The following is a 20,147-nucleotide window of genomic DNA, read 5'->3' on the forward strand; positions in this document are numbered from 1 at the left end:
GCCACCGCGATATCCGAACGTGCCAGAGACACAACATGGAGTTCACCTCAGAAACCGGCAAAATACCCAAGGGCTATGGGTACCTTCTCAAGCCGAGCGTCATCCTGGCCGCGCTGACCGCACGAGATCTTGGCGGCATTCGCATCCACCTCGTTCGCAGCCACGGCCGGCGTCTGTTCGATGCGCGATATCGGCCGCCGGACGGCGACATTCCATATGAGCGTCTCAACATCAAAGTGGGCACAGCGCACGAGCGCGACTTGCCCCCACTCCGCCGGCAGGCGAAGGACGAAGCTCTTCCCGAGCTGGTCCGATGGATTGCCGATCTCGTCGCGCAGGACCTGCCGACAGCGATCCGGAACGGTGAGCAGGTGATCGAGCTGCTGCCTCAGCGCGAGTGATCGTGGCGGGGCTGGTGAGATTGATCGCGGATCTAGGCTGGCAACAGCCCAACGTCGCAACACGCGAGCTGGCTAGTTAGTTACTCCGTCATGGCCGGGACAAGCCCACGGCTGTCCGGTTGAGGTTTTAGCATATACTAAGGCTCAGCTGGCGGTCGTCTCGGGTGAGAGACTGTGGAGGATCGAGCAGTCCATCGATCCTCCTGCGGTGCATGAGGTTTTGCGCGACCAGGCCGGTAAAGGTCCGCAGGCTTCCCACGCTGCTTTGCAGCTTATGGGCCGCGCGCAGCAGGAGATGAGCGATCAGCGCCACTGCAATCTGGATGCGTATGGCGTTCTCGGACGTTCCGAGGAAGTGTCTGATCTTCAGCGTGTGCTTGACCCAGCGAAAGAACAGCTCGATCTGCCAGCGGCGCTTGTAAAGGTCGGCAATTTCGTCGGCAGATGCGTCGAGGTCGTTGGTTATGATGCGCAGGACCTTGCGGGTTTCCGTGGCAACTCTGACCTCACGGACGGGATCCTGGAACGGGTTCTTTCGCGAGACAGCCAATCTGCCAGGCAGCAGGCCGATCCGATCGGACAACACGGACGAGCCCTCCGGGATTGTCTTCTCAGTCACGTCTCTGAGTTTAGTATTCGCCTTGAGACGGGTGACGAGACGGCACCCCTGCTCGTTGAGATTGGCCCACCAGCCGTAGTCATAGTAACCGAGGTCGAAGACGTAAGTCGCGCCCGGGCGGATCGGAAGAGATTTTGCCGCGGTGATGTCGTTGACGTTTCCCGCGGTCACGTCGGCCGTAACCGGATTTCCGGTATCCGGATTATAAACGATGTGCAGCTTGAAGCAGTTGATGCCGCTGCTGAACTTGGCCCAGCTGGCGCTGAGAGAGTTCAGGGGAAATCTGGTCGAATCGACCAGGTAGACCGCATCCGCCACCTCGTTTGCCAGCTTCCGCTCACAGCGTTTCATCATCTCTGCCAACAGACCGGCAAAGACCTCGGGCCGTCGCTTTGCATTGGCATCGGCCAGCGTCGAACGCGAAACCACCTTGGCGCCTACGTGATAGAGCCGTGCAGCGTGGCTCTCGAAAGCAGCTTCAATGGCACGCAGGCTCTCAGCGCGAGCCAGTTGCGCATAGAGCAAAGCACAAAACTGATTCCGGGTACTGAGCCGGCGCACCCGCTTGTCTCCTCCATGTGTTTCCACAAGCCGGTCAAAAACCCTCCACGGAACGAGCTTCTGCAGACCGTGAAATACAGTATTGTGGTGGCGCATGGCGGGATCCCCCTCGTGTGTCTCGAACATTTGGCGATGCTCAAGATCGCAGAAGAATCCACGCCATGCGCCTTGTCCAGCCTGCCTGAACCGGACAGCCGTGGGACAAGCCCGGCCATGACGATGAGGAGACAGGTGAGCGCAAAACTCCGCTCGCGGATAGCCTTGGCACCCGGGCGGTATTGCCGCTATTGCCAAAGCTCGCATCCCAAAACATTCCCCTTGCCAATTTCTGAAAATCGTGATTTACTCCCACCGTCCCGCCTCGTTGCAGAGGGGCGTATCGCGATCGTCACGGACGTGGAGCGCGGGATGCGGTGGGCGCAACGGGTCGCAGCATGGTTGTCCATGCGGACGAACGATCCGGTGCGCACGGTGAAATCGTGTGGTCTCGGCGCCGCGGTGCTGGCGTCAAGTCGTGGTGCGGTTGACGCGCATCGCGATGACGGGGGCAAGACAGCCGTTCCCCGGAGAGAGCGCGTATAAGCCGTTCCAACCATTGCGCAGGGAAGGCCGGGATGTCCTCAGCCGAACCTGTGGTTCTGCCGCCTGCATTTTTTCCGCAGGCGGGCCATGGGGGCGGCAGGCTCCCGACCTTCCCTGCGCCCTCTCGCTTCAAGAGGGCGACGATCCGCAAAGCTCGGGCCTTGCAGGCCGCGAGAATGCCCCATCATATCTGCGTGTACGGCGATGTCTGTTATATCTCGATGTGAGACCATGCGATGTCATCGCCGCGCGCGGCCGTGAAGACGCAACGGATGGGGACCACATCATGCCGACCGAACGTTTCCAGTTTGAAGGCGCCAGCGGCGACAAGCTTTCTGCCGCGCTCGAGCTGCCCGGCGGCGCGCCGCGCGCTTACGCGCTGTTCGCGCATTGCTTCTCCTGCGGCAAGGACACCCACGCCGCGCGGCGCATCGCCATGGCGCTGACGGCGCATGGCATCGCCGTGCTGCGGTTCGACTTCACCGGCCTCGGCTCCAGCGAAGGCGACTTCGCCAACACGACGTTCTCCTCCAACGTCGCCGACCTCGTCCGCGCCGCCAATCATCTGCGTGAAACGCGGCAGGCGCCGGCCATCCTGATCGGCCACAGCCTCGGCGGCGCCGCCGTGCTGGCCGCGGCCGGCGACATCCCCGATGCGAAGGCGGTGGTGACGATCGCGGCGCCGTCGGATCCGGCCCATGTGACGGCGCTGTTCAAGGACCGACTCGAGGCGATCCGCCGCGACGGCTCGGCCGAGGTCTCGCTCGCGGGGCGCCCGTTCCGGATCAGCAGCTCCTTCCTCGACGACATCGCCGAGCAGCGCCTGCTCGACAAGATCAAGCATCTGCACAAGGCGCTGCTGGTGATGCACTCGCCCCTCGACGACACCGTCGGCATCGACAACGCAACGAAGATCTTCGTCGCCGCCAGGCATCCCAAGAGCTTCATCTCGCTCGATCACGCCGATCATCTCATCAGCGGGAAGGAGGACGCCGCCTACATCGCCGAGGTGATCGCGAGCTGGGCCGGCCGCTACGTCGCGCCGGAGGCCGCCGAGCCGGCGCCCGCGGATGGCCCGCGCGACGTGGTCGTGCGCGAGACCAGGTCGAGCAAGCTGCAGCAGGCCATCGCGCTCGGCCCGCATCATCTCACCGCTGACGAGCCGCTCTCCGTCGGCGGCCAGGATACCGGCCCGGGCCCCTACGACCTGCTGCTCGCGGCGCTCGGCGCCTGCACCTCGATGACGATGCGGCTCTATGCCGACCGCAAATCCCTGCCGCTCGACCGCATCACGGTCACCCTGCGCCACAGCAAGATCCATGCGGAAGATTGCGCGGAATGCGAGACCAAGGTCGGGCTGATCGATCAGCTCGACCGCGAGATCCACCTCGACGGCGCGCTCGATGAGGAGCAGCGCAGGAAGCTGATGGAGATCGCCGACAAATGCCCGGTGCACCGGACGCTGACGTCGGAGATCCGCATCGTCACGCGCGCGGCGGAGTGATCAACGCGCCGCCTGCGGCTCGATCTTCAGCGGCCTGACGCGCAACGCTCCGCGCAGGCCGGCCGCCGTGCCGATGAAGATGCCGGCGATGGCGACGAACGAGGGCAGCGCCAGGGTCGACAGTCCCGTGAGCCCCTGCCCGACCGAGCAGCCCAGCGCCATCACGCCGCCGATGCCCATCAGCGCGGCGCCGCCCGCCGAGCGCAGCATATGCTGCGGCGAATGAAAGCCCTCGAGCTTGAAGCGGCGCGTCGCCACGGCGGTAACGAGGCTGCCGGCGAGCACCCCGGCCACGGTGGCGATGCCGAAATTCGCGGTCGAGCCGGTCGACAGCATGATGTATTGCAGGGCATCGGCGATCGGCGCGACGAAGGTCAGGGACGCCACCGGCACGGGGTTGAAATCGTCCGCGCCGAGATAGCCGGTCGCGAACCATCCGGCCGCGATCAGCAGGCCGACGATGAGGCCCGCGAGCATCTGGCCGGGCGCGCGCCGGAAGGGCGCATGCGCAAAGGCGAAGACGATCAGCGCGCCGCCGAGCGCGAGCGCCGGCAGCAGCCGCGCCGCTGCACCATGCAGGCCACCGACCGAGAGCACGGCCGGCAGCGACGTCGCGGTCGCCGTGGTCTGCGAGCCCTGCATCAGCGCGATGCGCAGCGGCGCGATCAGGCCCTTCAAGGTCATCTCGGCGGCGATCGCCAGCACTGTCACGACAACGAAGGAGCGCAGATTGCCGCGGCCGAGCAGCACCAGCGCGCGCGAGCCGCAGCCATTGGCGAGCACCATGCCGTAGCCGAACAGCACACCGCCGGCGAACATCAGCGGCACCGAGAAGGTCGGCTGCAGATAGATCGACTTGCCGAGATCGACGGCGCCGTTGGCCGCGAGCAGCTGTGTGGCGATGATGGCGATGCCCATCGCCAGGGCGTAACTTCGCACCAGGCGGCTGTCGCCGTCGGCCCACCAGCCGCGCAGGCTGCTCATCATGCAGAAGCCGCTGAGCAGCCCCACCACGCCATAGACCAGGCCGATACCGAGACCGGTTACGACGGCGACATCAGCAGCTTCCGGCACGCGCAGGAGTCCTTCTGGTTGCGGAAAAGAGGCGGCGGCACGCGGGCTGCGCAAGCACCGCTTTCGCTTGACGCGCGCGGATTATTCGCCACGATATCGAGCTTAACTAGTTCAGAATGCTTGTTCCAACAAGCATCAACGGGAGAGAATGCCGTGGTGTCACCAGCGCATCCTCATGCGCCGATCTTGGCCTGTTCGCCGCCGGGGGCTCGCCGGTGAGTGGCGCGGCCCCGCTCTCCCCCGACGCGCTCGCCCGCGCTTGCGCCGATGCCATGTGGCAGGACGATCGCGCCAGCCAGGGCCTGGGCATGCAGATCATCGAAATCGGCCCGGGCTGCGCGACGCTGCGCATGACCATCCAGCCGCACATGGTCAACGGCCACGGCATCGCCCATGGCGGCTTCATCTTCACGCTGGCCGATTCCGCGTTCGCGTTCGCCTGCAACTCCCACAATGACCGCACCGTGGCGGCCCAGGGCAGTATCAGCTTCATCCGGCCGGGCAAGCTCGGCGATGTGCTGACCGCCCGCGCCAGCGAGGTGTCGCGTAGCGGCCGCTCCGGCATCTACGACGTTCGCGTCACCGCTGAAGACACCGTGATCGCGGAGTTTCGCGGCCATTCCCGCAGCATCGGCGGCACGCTGGTGCCGACCCCCACGGCTCCGCCGGAGGACTGACACGATGACATCGAGCAAACCTCAACCGGCCGGCAGCTACGTATCCGAGATGGACGACACCGAGCGCGCCTCGCGCGACCAAATCATGGCGCTGCAGACCAAGCGCCTCGCCTGGTCGCTGACGCACGCCTATGACAACGTCGCCCATTACCGTCGCGCCTTCGACAAGGCTGGCGTGCATCCCTCCGACTTCCGCGAGCTCGCCGACCTCGCCAAGTTTCCGTTCACGGTCAAGACGGACCTGCGCGACAATTACCCGTTCAACATGTTCGCCGTGCCGCGCGAGCAACTGGTGCGGGTGCATGCCTCGTCGGGCACGACGGGCAAGCCGATCGTGGTCGGCTATACCCGCAACGATATCGCGACCTGGTCCACCGTCATGGCGCGCTCGATCCGCGCTGCCGGCGGCCGCAGCGGCATGATCATCCACAATGCCTATGGTTACGGCCTGTTCACCGGCGGTCTCGGCGTCCATTACGGCGCCGAGCAGCTCGGCTGCACGGTGGTGCCGATCTCCGGCGGCATGACCGAGCGGCAGGTGCAGTTGATCAATGATTTCAGGCCCGACATCATCACGGTGACGCCGAGCTACATGCTGGCCATCCTCGACGAGTTCAAGCGCCAGGGGCTCGACCCGCGGCAGAGCTCGCTCAAGATCGGCATCTTCGGCGCCGAGCCATGGACCAATGCGATGCGCGCCGAGATCGAGGATGCGTTCGCGATGGATGCCACCGACATCTACGGCCTGTCCGAGGTGATCGGTCCGGGTGTGGCGCAGGAATGCCTGGAGACCAAGGACGGGCTGCACATCTGGGAGGATCATTTCTATCCGGAGATCGTCGATCCCGACACCGGCAAGGTGCTGCCCGACGGCGAGATCGGCGAGCTGGTGTTCACCTCGTTGACCAAGGAGGCCTTTCCCGTCATCCGCTATCGCACCCGCGATCTGACGCGGCTGCTGCCGGGCACCGCGCGGCCGGGCATGCGCCGCATGGAGAAGGTCACGGGCCGTTCCGACGACATGATCATCCTGCGCGGCGTGAATCTGTTCCCGTCACAGATCGAGGAGATCCTGCTGTCGACCGAATGGTGCGGCGGCCATTTCATGCTGGAGCTGACCCGCGAAGGCCGCATGGACGAGCTGACGATCTACGCAGAGTCGCGCCCGGAGCACTGGGACGAGACCGGCCTCGGCGCGCACGCCGAGCGGATCTCGATCCACATCAAGAACACCATCGGCCTGACCGCCAAGGTGAAGGTGGTGGCACCAGACACGCTGGAGCGCTCGGCCGGCAAGGCGAAACGGATCAAGGACAAGCGGCCGGTGGGGTAGTTGGGGAGTGCGCCGCGCTGTCACCCCTCATGGTGAGGAGCGCCGAAGGCGCATCTCGAACGACGAGTCCCGCTCCATACATCGCCATCTCACATATGATCGTAATCCACCACCACCCGCTCCGTCACCGGCTTGGCCTGGCACGTCAGCACGAATCCGGCCTTGAGCTCCCACGGCTCCAGCGAGTAGTTCAGCTCCATCTCGGCCTTGCCTTCGACCAGCTTGGCGCGGCAGGTGGAGCACATGCCGCCCTTGCAGGCGAATGGTAGGTCGACGCCGGCGCGGAGTGCGGCGTCGAGGATGGCCTCGCCGTCGGCGACCGGGACCTCTCGGCGCTTGCCGTCGATGATCAGGGCGGCGACCGCCTTGGGCGGCGCCGTATCGGGCACGACAGCTCTCGGCCGCGGCTTGCCGCCCGCACCGGAGACGAAGCGCTCGACATGGATGCGCTCGTCGGCAATGCCGAGGATGTGGCAGGCAGCCTCGATGTCCTCGCTCATCCCGGTCGGACCGCAGATGAAAACTTGGTCGACCGTCTCCGCCGGCACCAGCGAGCGCAAGAGCATACGCACCTTTTCGCCGTCGAGACGACCGTGCAGGATCGGAAGATCCTGCTCCTCGCCGGAGATGACGTGGAACACCGAGAAGCGGTCGAGGAAGCGATCCTTCAGCTCCTCCAGTTGCTCGCGGAACAGCATGCCGGCGGTCGTGCGGTTGCCGTAGAACAGGAAGAAGCGGCTGTCCGGCTCGCGCGCCAGCACGGCCTTCACGATCGACAGGATCGGCGTGATGCCCGAGCCAGCGGCAAATCCGACATGGGTGCGCGCCGCCGCAGGATCCAGCGCCACGCCAAAACGTCCGGTCGGCGTCATCACGTCGATCTCGTCGCCGCGCTTCAATTCGTCGGTGACGAAGCTCGAGAACGCGCCGCCATCGACGCGCTTCACGGCGATGCGGATCTCGTTGTCATCGGGGCCGGAGCAGATCGAATAAGAGCGCCGGACTTCCTCGCCGCCGAGCGTCGTCTTCAGCGTGAGATACTGTCCGGGCGCGAAGCGATAGTCGTCCGCGAGTTCGTTTGGAATGGCAAACGTCAGCGACACCGCATCCGGTGCCTCCCGGCGCAGGTCACGGATGGCGAGACGGTGAAAGCGCGGCGTTGTCGACATCAAACCCATCCTCACGTCATTGCGAGGAGCGAAGCGACGAAGCAATCCAGGGCTCCGGGCGTGGCCCTGGATCGCGTCGCTGCGCTCGCGATGACGGCTTTAGCATCAGTGACACTTGAAGTAATCGAACGGCTCGCGGCACGATCTGCAGCGCCACAACGCCTTGCACGAGGTCGAGCCGAACTCGGCGAGTTGCTCGGTGTCATCAGACCCGCATTGCGGACACGCCACCTCGGCCACACCAAACAGCGCGCGCCGGCCACTCGACGGCGGCGGCGGCGCGATGCCGTACTCCCGCAGCTTGCGTCGCCCTTCCTCGCTCATCCAGTCCGTGGTCCAGGCCGGCGACAGCACAATGCGCACGCTGGCCTCGCGGAAGCCGGCGCGCTCCAGCGCCAGCTCGATCTCCAGCGCGATCATGTTCATCGCCGGGCAGCCGGAATAGGTCGGCGTGATCGCGACCTCCACCCGTTCCCCGACCACCTCGACCTCGCGCAGCACGCCGAGATCGTCGATCGTCAGCACCGGGATTTCCGGATCGGCCACCGACGCCGCCGCCTCCCAGGCGCGCTGGCGGAGTTCGGCAGGACTGGTGTCGGCGACTACCACGTCGCACCGGGGAAGCTGCGCTGCATGTATTGCAGCTCGCTCAGGAGATGGCCGAGATGCTCGCTGTGGCGGCCGTCGCGGCCGCCCTGCTGCATCCAGTCGTTCTCAGGCAGCACGAGGGTCGCCTCGCGCGCGACATGCGAGACGATCGACAGCCATTCCGGCAGCAGCATCGTCGGGTCGATCGCGATGCCGGCATCGATCAGTCCGCGCTCGGAGTCGTCGACGCTGAACATCTCGCCGGTGTACGCCCAGAGATCGTCGATCGCGGCCTGCGCGCGGCGGTGGCTCTCGTCGGTGCCGTCCCCGAGCCGGATCACCCACTCGCTGGCATGGCGCAGATGATAGGCGGATTCCTTCTCCGACTTGGCCGCGATGGCGGCGAGCGTCGCATCGGTCGAGCCCATCATGCCGCGCCAATACAGATCGGCGAAAGCCGCGTAGAACAGCTGCCGCACCATCGTGTGCGCGAAATCGCCATTCGGACGCTCGACCAGCAGCAGGTTGCGGTACTGCCTGACGTCCCGGAGATAAGCGAGCTTATCCTCGTCATTGTCGCGGCCCTCGACCTTTGCCGCGTAGCCATAGAGCTCGCGCGCCTGGCCGATCAGGTCGAGCGCCATGTTGGACAGCGCCATGTCCTCTTCGAGCATGGGCGCGTGGCCGCACCATTCGGAGAGGCGATGACCGAGGATCAGCGCATCATCGGCGCGGCGCAAGGTGTAGAGCACCAGCGGCGTTTCGGAGACAGTGATCGAGGGGGCGGTCATGACGTTTCGCCTCTGAAGCCACGCATTTGACCTCCTCCAGGAGCCCGCCGCAGGCGGGCGTCTCGAGGATGGGCCAGGAGCCGTATCGGGCCTCATGGTTCGAGACGGCGCTGCGCGCCTCCTCACCATGAGGAGTTGCACCTACATATGTCCGACTTCCTCGGGCACTTCATAAAAGGTCGGATGCCGATAGATCTTCGTTTCCGCCGGCTCGAACATCATGCCCTTGTCGGCGGGATCGGACGCGGTGATGGCGCTCGACGGCACCACCCAGATCGACAGGCCCTCGCCGCGCCGGGTGTAGAGGTCGCGCGCGGCCTGCAGCGCCATGGTCGCGTCCGGCGCATGCAGCGAGCCGCAATGCTTGTGCGCGAGCCCGTTGCGGCTGCGGATGAAGACCTCCCACAACGGCGTGTTCGGTGTCGCCATCTCGCTCTCCCTTGTCTATTCGGCGGCCTGCGCCATCAGGCGCTGCGCGCGCTTCTCGGCGTAGGCGGCCGCGGCTTCGCGCACCCACGCGCCGTCGGCATGCGCCTTGCGGCGCGCCGCCATACGGTCGCGGTTGCACGGGCCGTTGCCGGCCAGCACCTGCTTGAACTCGTTCCAGTCGATCGGACCGTGCTGCCAGTGGCCCTGCTCGTCCTGCGTCATCGCTGGATCGGGAATCGTCAGGCCGAGATATTGCGCCTGCGGCACGGTGGCATCGATGAACTTCTGGCGCAGCTCGTCATTGGAGAAGCGCTTGATCTTCCACTTCGTCGAGGCGTCGCTGTGCTGGCTGGCCTGATCCGGCGGGCCGAACATCATCAGCACCGGCCACCACCATCTGTTCAACGCATCCTGCGCCATCGCCTTCTGCTCGGGCGTGCCGCGGCAGAGCGTGAGCATGATCTCGTAGCCCTGGCGCTGGTGGAACGATTCCTCCTTGCAGACGCGGATCATCGCGCGCGCATAGGGGCCGTAGGAGCAGCGGCACAGCGGGATCTGGTTCATGATCGCGGCGCCATCGACCAGCCAGCCGATCACGCCGATATCCGCCCAGGTCAAGGTCGGGTAGTTGAAGATCGAGGAGTACTTGGCCTTGCCGGCCAGCATCGCGTCAACCAGTTCCTCGCGCGAGGCGCCAAGCGTCTCGGCCGCGGCGTAGAGATACAGCCCATGGCCGCATTCGTCCTGGACCTTGGCGAGCAACGCCGCCTTGCGGCGCAGGCTCGGCGCGCGCGTGATCCAGTTGCCCTCGGGCAGCATGCCGACGATCTCGGAATGGGCGTGCTGGGAAATCTGCCGGACCAGCGTCTTGCGATAGGCCGACGGCATCCAGTCGTTCGGCTCGATGCGCTCCTCGGCATCGATGCGCGCCTGAAAGCGCGAGGCGCGTCCGGCGTCCTCGGCGAAGCTGCCCTCCTCGGGCGAATTGAGCGCCTGCGTGTACATGCGGCGGCGTCCTCCCAGGACTTGGTTGCCGCCAATATATAACGAGATTTTATCCGTGCAATCGAATTCTGTAATATATCAGCCCACCTCATGAGCATCGGCGAACCGCCGCAGCAGCGTCGCGCCGGCCGCAGGCAAAGGCCCCTCTTCATTGGTCGCGTGAGCGTCGAGCCATCGCTCGGAACCCGGCAGCAGCAGCCGGTAGATGTCGCCGCAGAGCACACGCGCTTGTCGTCCCGGCCAGTTCCCAGGCAGCAGCTCGGCCGGCAGCAAGGGATCGCGCAGCACGATGCGGCGGTAGTGATGGATCAGCAGGATGCGGGCGGTGAAGGCCTGGCCGTCGGACAGCGGCTCGCCGCGTTCGATGCTGGCCTTGAGCGGCGCAAAGGAGGCGCTGAACTTGCGATAGGCTTCCGCAGTCCGCTCCAGCGCCCAGCTCTCGGCGACCAGCCGCCGCGCCATATCCGAGCCTGCGGAGGCCTGCAGGCGGACCGCCCCCTCCACCGCGTCCGGCACGGCGATGCTCGAGGGCGCCACGAACACGCCCGGCAGCGGGCTGCCGAAGCCGGCGTCGCGCAGCGCGATCCGCGCCTGCTCGCGGTCATCAGCGCTGCCGATGAGCAGCAGTTCGAAGCTGCCGTTCCATTCCGCCGGCGGCGAATCGTAGATGTGGCGGGTGGCGCCGGCAAAGGTCTGCTCGCCGCGCCGGGTCAGGCGATAGAAGCTGTTGCGGCCGCTCTTCGTCCGCTCGAACCAGCCTTCCGCCGTCAGCCGCGACATCGCGGTGCGCACCACGCTGCCGTCGATCGCGAGCCCTTCGAAGAAGGCCAGCAGACTGCCGAGCCAGACGCTGCCGCCGCGCGGCACGATGGCGTCGCCGAACACGGTGATGATCAGCGAGCCCGTGCGCGACGGCTCGCTCTTGAGCTCATGGACGATGCGGGACAGCGGCTGCGGCATGGTGCAGGCTTTAGCCGGTTTCGCCCGATCGCAAAAGAAAAGGCCCGCATGGAGCGGGCCTTGCAGATGGATCGACTGACGCGCGAGGCGATCAGGCGGTCTTGTTGTAGGCCTTGGCCATGTTCTCCTGCGCGAGCTTGGCACCCTCGGTTACGAGCTTGCCGACATACTCGCTGGTCGACTTGGCGCGGGCGACGAGCGCCTCGCCACGGGCGCGGGCCAGCTCACCCTGGATCTGAACGGCTTCGCTGATCGACTTGGCGGACGCCAGCTTGTCCAGGCCGTCGAAGAACGCTTCGGTGTCCTGATACAGCGCCTGCTGGATGTTGCGGCTGATCTTGCCGGCCTCGGTCACGCCGTCGAACACGGCGGTTTCGATCGCCGACGTCACCTTCTCGGAGCCAGCGAGGGCCTCCGCAGCGCGCTCCTTGGCGGTCGACGCGGTCTTCTTGACGAACTCCCGCGCGGACTCCGGCACTTCCATCGTCTGCAGGTTCTTGAACGCGTCGGTCACCGGCGCAAAGGCATCCTTGACGGTGTCGAACACGGTATTGGTCTCGGTGGTCATGGCTGTCTCCATCCTCAATGCTTCTGAGCTATGGCTCGCTCCGTCCCTTATGAAACCGGAGTGACTCAGCTATACCAGCACACATAGTGCATCGCAACAAAAATGTTGCAATGCACCATCTCGGGAGGATGGGGGAAAGGCCGTCCCCGCTCAAGTGCCCGACGGCGCATCATTGCCTTGGCGCGAGCCTCGATCAGGGCCGCCCCCATGCTTCTTGTTGCGAGACTTTCCGGGCCGGACCGGCTCGGCCGTTCCCGGCGCGGTCTCGACCGCCGCGGGTTCTGGTTCCGCCGGCAGCGACGGTTTCATCACCCTGTCGAGCACCTCCCGGATCTGGCGCAGCTGCGCCTCGATGGACGCCATCGGGGCAGGACCGGACGGCTGCGCCGCCTTCAGAATCTGGTCGAGCAGCGCCTTGATCTCGCTCAACTGGGGCGTGACATCGATGGCAGGCTTCGTTCCGGGGAGCGGCGCTTTGGATGTGGCAACAAGCTCGTTAAGCAAGGCCTTGATCTCGTTCAGCTCAGGCGTGACGTCGACCGGAGCCGGCGCAACCAGCTGCGCCTTGGATGCGGCGAGAAGCGCGTCGAGCAAGCTCTTGATCTCATTCAACTGGGGAGCGAGATCCACCGGCGGTTTCGATGCCGGCAGCGGCACCTTCGCGGCGCCCAGCAGCTCCTTCAACAGCGCCCGCGTCTCCGCCAGTTCGCCTTCGATCGACGCCAGCCGCTCGTTGAGCGCAGTCAGTTGACCGCGGCTCGGCACGTTCATGCCGGCGAAGTAGTTTTCCATCAGATCGGCCATGGGCTTCTGTCCGTTTCCAGAACCAGTTGCAGGATCGTCGGAGGATGAGCGGGCCGCGCCCAGCGGGCGCAATCGCGTGAAGGCCGTGAAGCTCTTCTGCATCTCACCGACCATCTGCTGCCAGAATGCGATCGGATCGCCGGACTTGTTCACCATCGGCACGCTCCTTCAGGCCACGCGGAGACTCAACACAACCTATCATAGCACGCCATCGCTGCGATGCGGGAGGATCATGGGGCCGCTTCTCTCTGCCGGCGGAACCATGCCATAGATGGCCTGTTGGCCTTGAACGAGGGATCATCGTGACTGCAAATGCTCATCAGCCGCCGCAGACCGTGCGCGCCAACGGTATCGACATCTGTTACGAGATCTTCGGCGACCCGGCGGCCCCTCCTCTCGTGCTGATCATGGGCCTCGGCGGGCAGATGATCATCTGGTATGATGAGTTCTGCGAACAGCTCGCAAGCTGCGGCTTTCGCGTGATCCGCTTCGACAACCGCGACATCGGCCAGTCGAGCAAGCTGCATGGCGGACGCCGCCTGACGCCGTTCGAGCTGCTCAAGCTGCGCTTCTTCAACATTCCCGTCGCCGCGCCCTACAAGCTGCTCGACATGGCCAAGGACACGGTCGGCCTGATGGACGCGCTCGACATCAAGTCGGCGCATCTGGTCGGCGCGTCGATGGGCGGCATGATCGCGCAGGAGATCGCGATCTCCTTTCCGCATCGCGTGCGCTCGCTGACATCGATCATGTCGACGACCGGCAATCCGCGCATCCCGCCGCCGACGCGCGAGGTCGCGATGCTGCTGATGGCGCCGCCGCCGAAGACCAAGGACGAGTACATCAAGCGCTTCCAGAGGACCTGGAAGGCGCTGCGCGTCGGCTCCTTCCCCGAGGACGAGGCAAGTGACGTGGCGCTCGCCGAACGCTGCTTCGCGCGCGGCATCAATCCCGCCGGCGTCGGACGTCAGTTGCGCGCGATCCTGGCCTCCGGCAGCCGCAAGCCGCGGCTGCATCTGGTGACCGCGCCGACACTCGTGATCCACGGCAAGGTCGACCCGCTGGTTCATCCCACCGCCGGCAAGGACACCGCGGAGTCGATTCCGAATGCCAAGCTCCTGATGATCGACGGCATGGGTCACGCCACCCCGCGGCCGATGTGGCCGCAGATCATCGACGCCATCGCCGAGCACGCGCACGGCGCGAATGCGCAGGCGGCGTAGAATGGCAGTCGGTGGTCACCGCCGCCGCCCGGAAACGAGCTGTCGTCCCGGCGAACGCCGGGACCCATAACCACCGGCTTTGGTGATGGCGACGGGCTGTGGCTCCAGCCCGCTTCAGCCATCCGGGCCTGTGGTTATGGGTCCCGGATCGGCGCCTGCCGACGCGTTGCGTCGACAGGCTTGTCCGGGACGACACATGTTGCTGAGGGTCGCTATTGCCTCACGCGACGCGAGTCTGTGTCTCAGCCGTTCTTCAAACGAACCGCCGGAAGCCCCTACCCAAACCTCCGCCGCCGCCATTCGATCAGCTTGGCGCTGACCTCCTCCGGCTGCTCCTGCTGCGTCCAGTGGCCGCTGTTGCGGACGAGATATTTCTCCAGATCCGGGACAAGCTTCTCCATGCCGTCCGTGGCCGAGGGCGGCAGCACGGCGTCGTTCTCCGCCATGATCATCAGCGACGGCACGCGCACCGTATGGTCGAGCCCTTCGGCGCGCTGCCAGTTGCGCGTCATGTTGCGATACCAGTTGATGCCGCCGGTGAAGCCGGTGCGCGTGAAGGTGTCGACGAACACCTGCTTCTCGGCCTCCGACAGGATCGGCTGCCGCGTGTCCTTGGCGGCGTCATAGGCCGCGATCATCTGCGGGAACGCCAGATTGAGCGACGGCGACGCTGCGATCCCGCCGGCCGGCGGCTCCGTCGGCGGCGCATCGCTGCGCGGCAGCGGCTTGCGCATGAACGCATCGAAGGTCTCCCCGACGCGGCTGCCGAAGATGCGGTCCGGCTCGCGTGCGGGATCCTGGAACTGCACGATGTACATCATGTCGCCGAACCGCTTGCGCATGATGGCGATGGGATCGGCAGGCGCGCGCGGCAGATGCGGCGTGTTGATGCCGACCACGCCCGCGACTCGATCGGGGTATCGCAGCGGCATCTGCCAGACGACGAAGCCGCCCCAATCGTGTCCGACGAAGATCGCCTTGTCGATGTTGAGATGATCGAGCAGGCCGACGAGGTCGGCGGTGAGATGCTCGAGGTCATAGGCCTCGACCGGCTCCGGCCGGTCGGTCGCGCCATAGCCGCGCTGGTCGGGTGCGATGACGCGGATGCCAGCCTCGGCCAGCGCCTTGATCTGGTGCCGCCACGAGAAGGCCAGCTCCGGCCAGCCGTGACAGAGGATCATCGGCGGCCTGTCGCTGACGGGGCCCGCCTCGTAATAGCCCATGCGAATGCCATTGGTCGTCGCGAACTGCAGCGCCGGCATCCAAGACGGATCGGTCATGCCTCCTCCCCTGAAGCTGTTCAGCCGGCCTTTTTCGACCGGTCTTCGGCTCCGGCGTGGAGCCTGCTCCATGCCGTGACGTCACGCCGCTTCTCCTCGGAGTTCCGCGCGAGCGAAATCCGAGCAGCCGTTTGCCTCGTCAGGCCGACTTCTTGTCGCTCGAACGGCTGCCGCCGAGGCCTGTCATGGTCAGCATCAGGTCCTGAAACCGTTCGGCCAGGCGAGGATCGAACGTGAACCAGCTCTGCATGATGGCTTCGGGCGTGAGCTTGTCGATGTTGCTCGTCATCTGGTTCTGCAGCCGGTCCATGACCGCGGCCTGCATCGGACCGACATCGGGAAGTCCGAAAAACTGCCGCGCTTCGAGCGGTGTGCAATCGATCTCGATATTGACTTTCATGTCCGCTCCGCTGTTCGAACCATCCCGACGCCAGCCCCGGACCGGGCTCCCTTCACAAGGAACGCCCATCCCGGACTCGCGGCAGGGATGTCCAGTATCACCGCGCCGGCCCCCCTCTAGCAAGCGGCGCGTTGCTGCAGGTGCGCAATTCCCGGGACATGGTCAATCCGACGGCCCTCAGCCCCATCCCGGACGCCGCCTGTCGCGTGCGCTGCACAGCGGCCGCGGGGGATAACCATATCGTTTAGGCTTAAACAAACTGCACTTGTGTGCCGCCGCTGAACTCTGGCAACATATTCGGATCGATCTGCCGCGGGTCGTACGGCGCGCCGCCGGGCCAGAGCCAACGGGATCAGTTCATTCCGGCGCGGCATCAGACTTGCAAGCATATCGCCCGGCGTCTTGTTGCTTCTTGAAGTTCGTGCAAGAGGCGCTGCAGACAACACGAACTTCGAAGCAAAGCAGGCCGGACACAATCGCGCCTGCCGAAAAACCAAGCGTCAAACGCGGAGAATTTGGACATATGTCGGGACGCAAATCCCTGCTCATCGCGGCAGCGGTCGCATTCGGCCTCGCCGTCATGCCGGCTTCGGCCCAGACCCTGCGCTATGCCAACCAGGGCACCCTGAAATCGCTCGATCCCTACACCTTCAAGGAATCGACCACGATTGCGCACCATGCTCACGTCTATGAGGGGCTGACCGCGCGCGACAAGGATCTGAAGATCATCCCCGCGCTGGCCGAGAGCTGGGAAACGCCCGAGCCGACGCGCTGGCGCTTCCATCTGCGCAAGGGCGTCAAGTTCCACAATGGCGAACCCTTCACCGCCGACGACGTGATCTTCTCCGCCGATCGCGTCCGCGCCACCGGCTCCAACTTCCTCTCCAACGTGCCGCCGGACGCAAAATTCATCAAGGTCGACGACTACACCGTCGACGTGAAGCTCGATGCCCCCAATCCCATCCTGATCTCGCAGTGGGATACCTGGTACATCATGAGCAAGAAGTGGTGCGAGGACAACAACTCGGTCGCGCCGACGCCGGTGTCGGCAACCACGCCGAGCTACGCCGCGCTACATGAGAACGGCACCGGCCCCTTCATCATCGAAAGCCATCAGCCCGGTGTGAAGACCGTATTCAAGGTCAATCCGAACTGGTGGGGCAAGCCCGAGCACAATCTGAAGGAGATCGTGTTCACCACCATCGCCTCCGACGCCACGCGCGTCGCGGCGCTGCTGTCCGGCGAGGTCGACATCATCGAGCCGGTCCCGGTGCAGGATATCGGCCGCGTCGATTCCAGCCCGAACGCCCATGTCCTGAAGGGACCGGAGCTGCGCACGATCTTCCTCGGCATGGACGAGACGCGCGACGAGCTGTTGTACTCGAACGTCAAGGGCAAGAACCCGTTCAAGGACATCCGCGTGCGCGAGGCCTTCTACAAGGCGATCGACGTCGAGCTGATCAAGACCCGCGTCATGCGCGGCCTGTCGACGCCGTCGGCGCTGATGATCGCGCCGGAGCTGTTCCCGCTGTCGAAGGAGTTCACGCGGCCGAAATACGATCCGGACGCGGCCAAGAAGCTCCTGACCGAGGCCGGCTATCCCGACGGCTTCGAGGTCGGCATGGACTGCCCGAACGACCGCTACGTCAACGACGCCGCGATCTGCCAGGCCGTGGTCGGCATGCTCGCCCGCATCGGGGTCAAGGTGAACCTGAACGCCCAGCCCAAGGCGCAGTACTTCGCCAAGGTACTTAAGCCCGGCGGCTACAACACCTCGTTCTTCCTGCTCGGCTGGACGCCCTCCTCGATGGACGCGCACAACGTGATGCACGACATCATGGGCTGCCGTGACGACGCCAAGGACCCGACCCGGGGCGAGGCCAATCTCGGCAATTACTGCAACAAGGAGTTCGACGCCCTGACCGACAAGGTCCTGGTCGAGACCGACACCGCCAAGCGCAATCAACTGATCAAGCAGGCGTTCGAGATTGGCATCAAGGATTACGGCTACATCCCGCTGCATCAGCAGGCAGTGGCCTGGGGCGTGTCGAAGAAGGTGAAGATTCCGCTGCGCGCCGACAACGCCGTGCTGCTGTTCCTCGCCACCAAGACCGAGTAGTCCACAAGCGACGACGAGTCCCGGAAAGCAGAACTGCTTTTCGGGACTTTTCATTTCCTGCGGCAGGTGCTACGCGCCGCCGCATCTCGAAGGACCTGAAAGGATCAGATGCTCGCCTTCGCGCTTCGCCGAGCAATTCAGGCCATCGGCGTCATGATCGCCGTCGGAATCATCGCGTTCGCCATGTTCCGCTTCGCCGGAGATCCGGTGAGCCAGATCGTGCCGATCGACGCGTCGGCGGCGGAACGGGCCAGCATCCGCGAGTCGCTCGGCCTCGACGATCCCTTCATCGTGCAGTTCGGACGCTATCTGTTCGACGCGGCGCAGTTCAAGTTCGGCGTCTCCTACCAGTTCCGGCAGCCGGTCTCCGATCTGCTCAAGGAGCGCATGCCCGCCACCCTGGAACTGGCGGTCTGCGCGACGATCCTGGCGCTGGTCTTCGGCATCCTGATGGGCGTGTTCTCGGCGCTGCACCGCGACTCCCTGCTCGCCAAGCTGTTCCAGATGCTGTCGCTGATCGGCATCTCCCTGCCGACCTTCCTGATCGGCATCCTGCTGATCTATCTGTTCTCGGTCACGCTGGGATGGCTGCCGTCGTTCGGCCGCGGCGATACCGTCAGGCTGGGCTGGTGGACATCGGGCCTATTCACCGTCTCCGGCTGGAAGGCATTGATCATGCCCTCGATCACGCTCGGCCTGTTCCAGATGACCCTGATCATGCGGCTGGTCCGCGCCGAGATGCTCGAGGTGCTGCGCACCGACTACATCCGCTTCGCCCGCGCCCGCGGGCTGACCACGCGCGCGATCCATTTCGGCCACGCGCTGCGCAACACCCTGGTGCCGGTCATCACCGTGGTCGGTCTGCAATTCGGCTCGGTCATCGCGTTCTCGATCATCACCGAGCAGGTGTTCCAGTGGCCGGGCATGGGCCTGCTGTTCGTGCAGGCGGTGCAGAACGTCGATATCCCGATCATGGCGGCCTACCTGATGATGGTGTCGCTGATCTTCGTCACCATCAATCTCGTGGTTGATATCCTCTACACCGTGGTCGATCCGCGCCTGCGCGCGACCATCAGCCGTCCGGCCTGATCATGAGCGACGCAGCCCTTCCCCACCCCACGCCTGTCGAGACGCCGCGCGCTGCCGACGGCTGGCTGAAGCGTGCGCTTGCGAGCGACCTGTTCTATTCGTTCCGCCGCTCCAAGCTGACGGTCGCCGCGGCGGTGATCACGCTGCTGTTCTTCCTGCTTGCGATCTTCGCGCCGCTGCTGTCGCCGCAGAACCCGTTCGACCCGGCCCAGTTGCAGCTCCTGAACTCGCGCATCTCGCCGCTGTGGACCGCCGACGGGCAGAGCCCGTTCCTGCTCGGCACCGACGAGCAGGGCCGTGACGTGCTCTCCGCCATCCTCTACGGCCTGCGCATCTCGCTCCTGGTCGGCATTCTCGGCGTCGCCTTTTCCGGCGCGCTCGGCATCGGCCTCGGGCTGATCGCGGGCTATTTCGGCGGCCGGGTCGACACCGTGATCATGCGCATCGCCGACGTCCAGCTCACCTTTCCGCCGATCCTGATTGCGCTGCTGGTCAACGGCATCGCCAAGTCGGTGTCCGGCAACCGGCTGGACTGGCTCAGCATGCTGGTCGTGCTCGTGCTGGCGATCGGCCTCTCCTTCTGGGTGCAATATGCGCGCACGGTGCGCAGCTCGGTCCTCGTCGAGAAGAACAAGGACTACGTCGCCGCGGCACAACTGATCGGCCTGCCCGCGCCCGTCATCATGCTGCGCCACGTGCTGCCCAACACCACCGGTCCCGTGCTGGTGATCGCCACCATCAACCTCGCGCTGGCGATCATCACCGAGGCGACGTTGTCGTTCCTCGGCTCCGGCATGCCCGAAACGATGCCGTCGCTCGGGACCCTGATCCGGATCGGCAACAACTATCTGTTCGCCGGCGAATGGTGGATCGTCGCGTTCCCCGGCATCGCTTTGGCCGGACTGATCCTCGCCATCAACCTGCTCGGCGACTGGCTGCGCGACGCCCTCAACCCGAAACTGCGATGACCC

The 20,147-nt window shown here is 65.2% G+C and carries 20 protein-coding genes; 8 read left to right on the forward strand and 12 right to left on the reverse strand.

Annotated elements, in window-relative coordinates; genetic code table 11:
* The first annotated feature begins 35 nt into the window (after positions 1-35).
* Positions 36-401, forward strand: coding sequence for a hypothetical protein (locus QW845_RS09595; protein WP_315801345.1), 366 nt, complete (start codon positions 36-38; stop codon positions 399-401).
* A 127-nt stretch (positions 402-528) separates the two neighbouring features.
* Here QW845_RS09595 and QW845_RS09600 read toward each other — a convergent pair whose 3' ends face one another.
* Positions 529-1,677: an IS4 family transposase gene (locus QW845_RS09600; protein ID WP_315801388.1), complete on the reverse strand. Its 1,149-nt coding sequence runs from the start codon at positions 1,675-1,677 to the stop codon at positions 529-531.
* A 772-nt stretch (positions 1,678-2,449) separates the two neighbouring features.
* On the opposite strand from QW845_RS09600, the gene QW845_RS09605 reads away from it, so the two are divergent.
* Positions 2,450-3,667 carry a bifunctional alpha/beta hydrolase/OsmC family protein gene (locus tag QW845_RS09605; RefSeq protein WP_315801346.1) on the forward strand — a complete coding sequence of 406 codons (1,218 nt, stop codon included), beginning with the start codon at positions 2,450-2,452 and terminating at the stop codon, positions 3,665-3,667.
* Here the strand turns inward: QW845_RS09605 and QW845_RS09610 are convergent, their stop codons facing one another.
* Positions 3,668-4,741 (reverse strand): YeeE/YedE family protein, encoded by a 1,074-nt coding sequence (locus QW845_RS09610; RefSeq protein WP_315801347.1) that lies wholly within the window; start codon positions 4,739-4,741, stop codon positions 3,668-3,670. It lies immediately after the preceding gene.
* Positions 4,742-4,956: 215 nt separating this feature from the next.
* Between QW845_RS09610 and paaI the strand changes: the two genes are divergently transcribed.
* Positions 4,957-5,418 carry a hydroxyphenylacetyl-CoA thioesterase PaaI gene (gene paaI / locus QW845_RS09615; protein WP_315801348.1) on the forward strand — a complete coding sequence of 154 codons (462 nt, stop codon included), beginning with the start codon at positions 4,957-4,959 and terminating at the stop codon, positions 5,416-5,418.
* 4 nt (positions 5,419-5,422) lie between these two features.
* Positions 5,423-6,751, forward strand: a complete 1,329-nt coding sequence (gene paaK / locus QW845_RS09620) for a phenylacetate--CoA ligase PaaK (RefSeq protein WP_315801349.1) — start codon at positions 5,423-5,425, stop codon at positions 6,749-6,751.
* 89 nt (positions 6,752-6,840) lie between these two features.
* Here paaK and paaE read toward each other — a convergent pair whose 3' ends face one another.
* The 8 genes from paaE to QW845_RS09660 all read right to left on the reverse strand — a co-directional run bounded on the left by paaE (position 6,841) and on the right by QW845_RS09660 (position 13,221).
* Positions 6,841-7,920, reverse strand: coding sequence for a 1,2-phenylacetyl-CoA epoxidase subunit PaaE (paaE, locus tag QW845_RS09625; RefSeq protein WP_315801350.1), 1,080 nt, complete (start codon positions 7,918-7,920; stop codon positions 6,841-6,843).
* A gap of 105 nt (positions 7,921-8,025) precedes the next feature.
* Positions 8,026-8,529, reverse strand: coding sequence for a 1,2-phenylacetyl-CoA epoxidase subunit PaaD (paaD, locus tag QW845_RS09630; protein WP_315801351.1), 504 nt, complete (start codon positions 8,527-8,529; stop codon positions 8,026-8,028).
* A complete protein-coding gene (gene paaC / locus QW845_RS09635; RefSeq protein WP_315801352.1) occupies positions 8,523-9,299 on the reverse strand; it encodes a 1,2-phenylacetyl-CoA epoxidase subunit PaaC in 777 nt (258 codons plus the stop codon). Before paaC ends, paaD begins: the two co-directional genes overlap by 7 nt.
* 141 nt (positions 9,300-9,440) lie before the next feature.
* Positions 9,441-9,728, reverse strand: a complete 288-nt coding sequence (gene paaB, locus QW845_RS09640) for a 1,2-phenylacetyl-CoA epoxidase subunit PaaB (protein WP_006613353.1) — start codon at positions 9,726-9,728, stop codon at positions 9,441-9,443.
* 15 nt (positions 9,729-9,743) lie between these two features.
* A complete protein-coding gene (gene paaA / locus QW845_RS09645; protein WP_315801353.1) occupies positions 9,744-10,733 on the reverse strand; it encodes a 1,2-phenylacetyl-CoA epoxidase subunit PaaA in 990 nt (329 codons plus the stop codon).
* A gap of 78 nt (positions 10,734-10,811) precedes the next feature.
* Positions 10,812-11,693, reverse strand: a complete 882-nt coding sequence (gene paaX, locus QW845_RS09650) for a phenylacetic acid degradation operon negative regulatory protein PaaX (protein ID WP_315801354.1) — start codon at positions 11,691-11,693, stop codon at positions 10,812-10,814.
* Positions 11,694-11,784: 91 nt separating this feature from the next.
* The gene (locus QW845_RS09655) at positions 11,785-12,261 is read right to left on the reverse strand and encodes a phasin (protein WP_315801355.1); all 477 of its coding nucleotides are present in this window, start codon (positions 12,259-12,261) and stop codon (positions 11,785-11,787) included.
* A gap of 150 nt (positions 12,262-12,411) precedes the next feature.
* A complete protein-coding gene (locus QW845_RS09660; protein WP_315801356.1) occupies positions 12,412-13,221 on the reverse strand; it encodes a hypothetical protein in 810 nt (269 codons plus the stop codon).
* A gap of 146 nt (positions 13,222-13,367) precedes the next feature.
* On the opposite strand from QW845_RS09660, the gene QW845_RS09665 reads away from it, so the two are divergent.
* The gene (locus QW845_RS09665; protein ID WP_315801357.1) at positions 13,368-14,288 is read left to right on the forward strand and encodes an alpha/beta hydrolase; all 921 of its coding nucleotides are present in this window, start codon (positions 13,368-13,370) and stop codon (positions 14,286-14,288) included.
* A gap of 275 nt (positions 14,289-14,563) precedes the next feature.
* On the opposite strand, the gene QW845_RS09670 is transcribed toward QW845_RS09665, so the two are convergent.
* Both QW845_RS09670 and QW845_RS09675 read right to left on the reverse strand, forming a co-directional pair.
* The gene (locus tag QW845_RS09670) at positions 14,564-15,568 is read right to left on the reverse strand and encodes an alpha/beta hydrolase (protein ID WP_315801358.1); all 1,005 of its coding nucleotides are present in this window, start codon (positions 15,566-15,568) and stop codon (positions 14,564-14,566) included.
* A 139-nt stretch (positions 15,569-15,707) separates the two neighbouring features.
* Positions 15,708-15,968, reverse strand: coding sequence for a DUF6489 family protein (locus QW845_RS09675; RefSeq protein WP_315801359.1), 261 nt, complete (start codon positions 15,966-15,968; stop codon positions 15,708-15,710).
* Positions 15,969-16,491: 523 nt separating this feature from the next.
* On the opposite strand from QW845_RS09675, the gene QW845_RS09680 reads away from it, so the two are divergent.
* The 3 genes from QW845_RS09680 (at position 16,492) to QW845_RS09690 (ending at position 20,144) form a co-directional block, all read left to right on the forward strand.
* A complete protein-coding gene (locus QW845_RS09680) occupies positions 16,492-18,087 on the forward strand; it encodes an ABC transporter substrate-binding protein (protein WP_315801360.1) in 1,596 nt (531 codons plus the stop codon).
* Positions 18,088-18,195: 108 nt separating this feature from the next.
* The gene (locus QW845_RS09685) at positions 18,196-19,176 is read left to right on the forward strand and encodes an ABC transporter permease (RefSeq protein WP_315801361.1); all 981 of its coding nucleotides are present in this window, start codon (positions 18,196-18,198) and stop codon (positions 19,174-19,176) included.
* A gap of 2 nt (positions 19,177-19,178) precedes the next feature.
* Complete coding sequence (locus QW845_RS09690) at positions 19,179-20,144, forward strand: ABC transporter permease (protein WP_315715760.1); 966 nt, start codon at positions 19,179-19,181, stop codon at positions 20,142-20,144.
* The last annotated feature ends 3 nt before the right edge of the window (positions 20,145-20,147 follow it).

It is taken from the genome of Bradyrhizobium sp. SZCCHNS3002 (genome assembly GCF_032377435.1).
Taxonomy (GTDB): Bacteria; Pseudomonadota; Alphaproteobacteria; order Rhizobiales; family Xanthobacteraceae; genus Bradyrhizobium.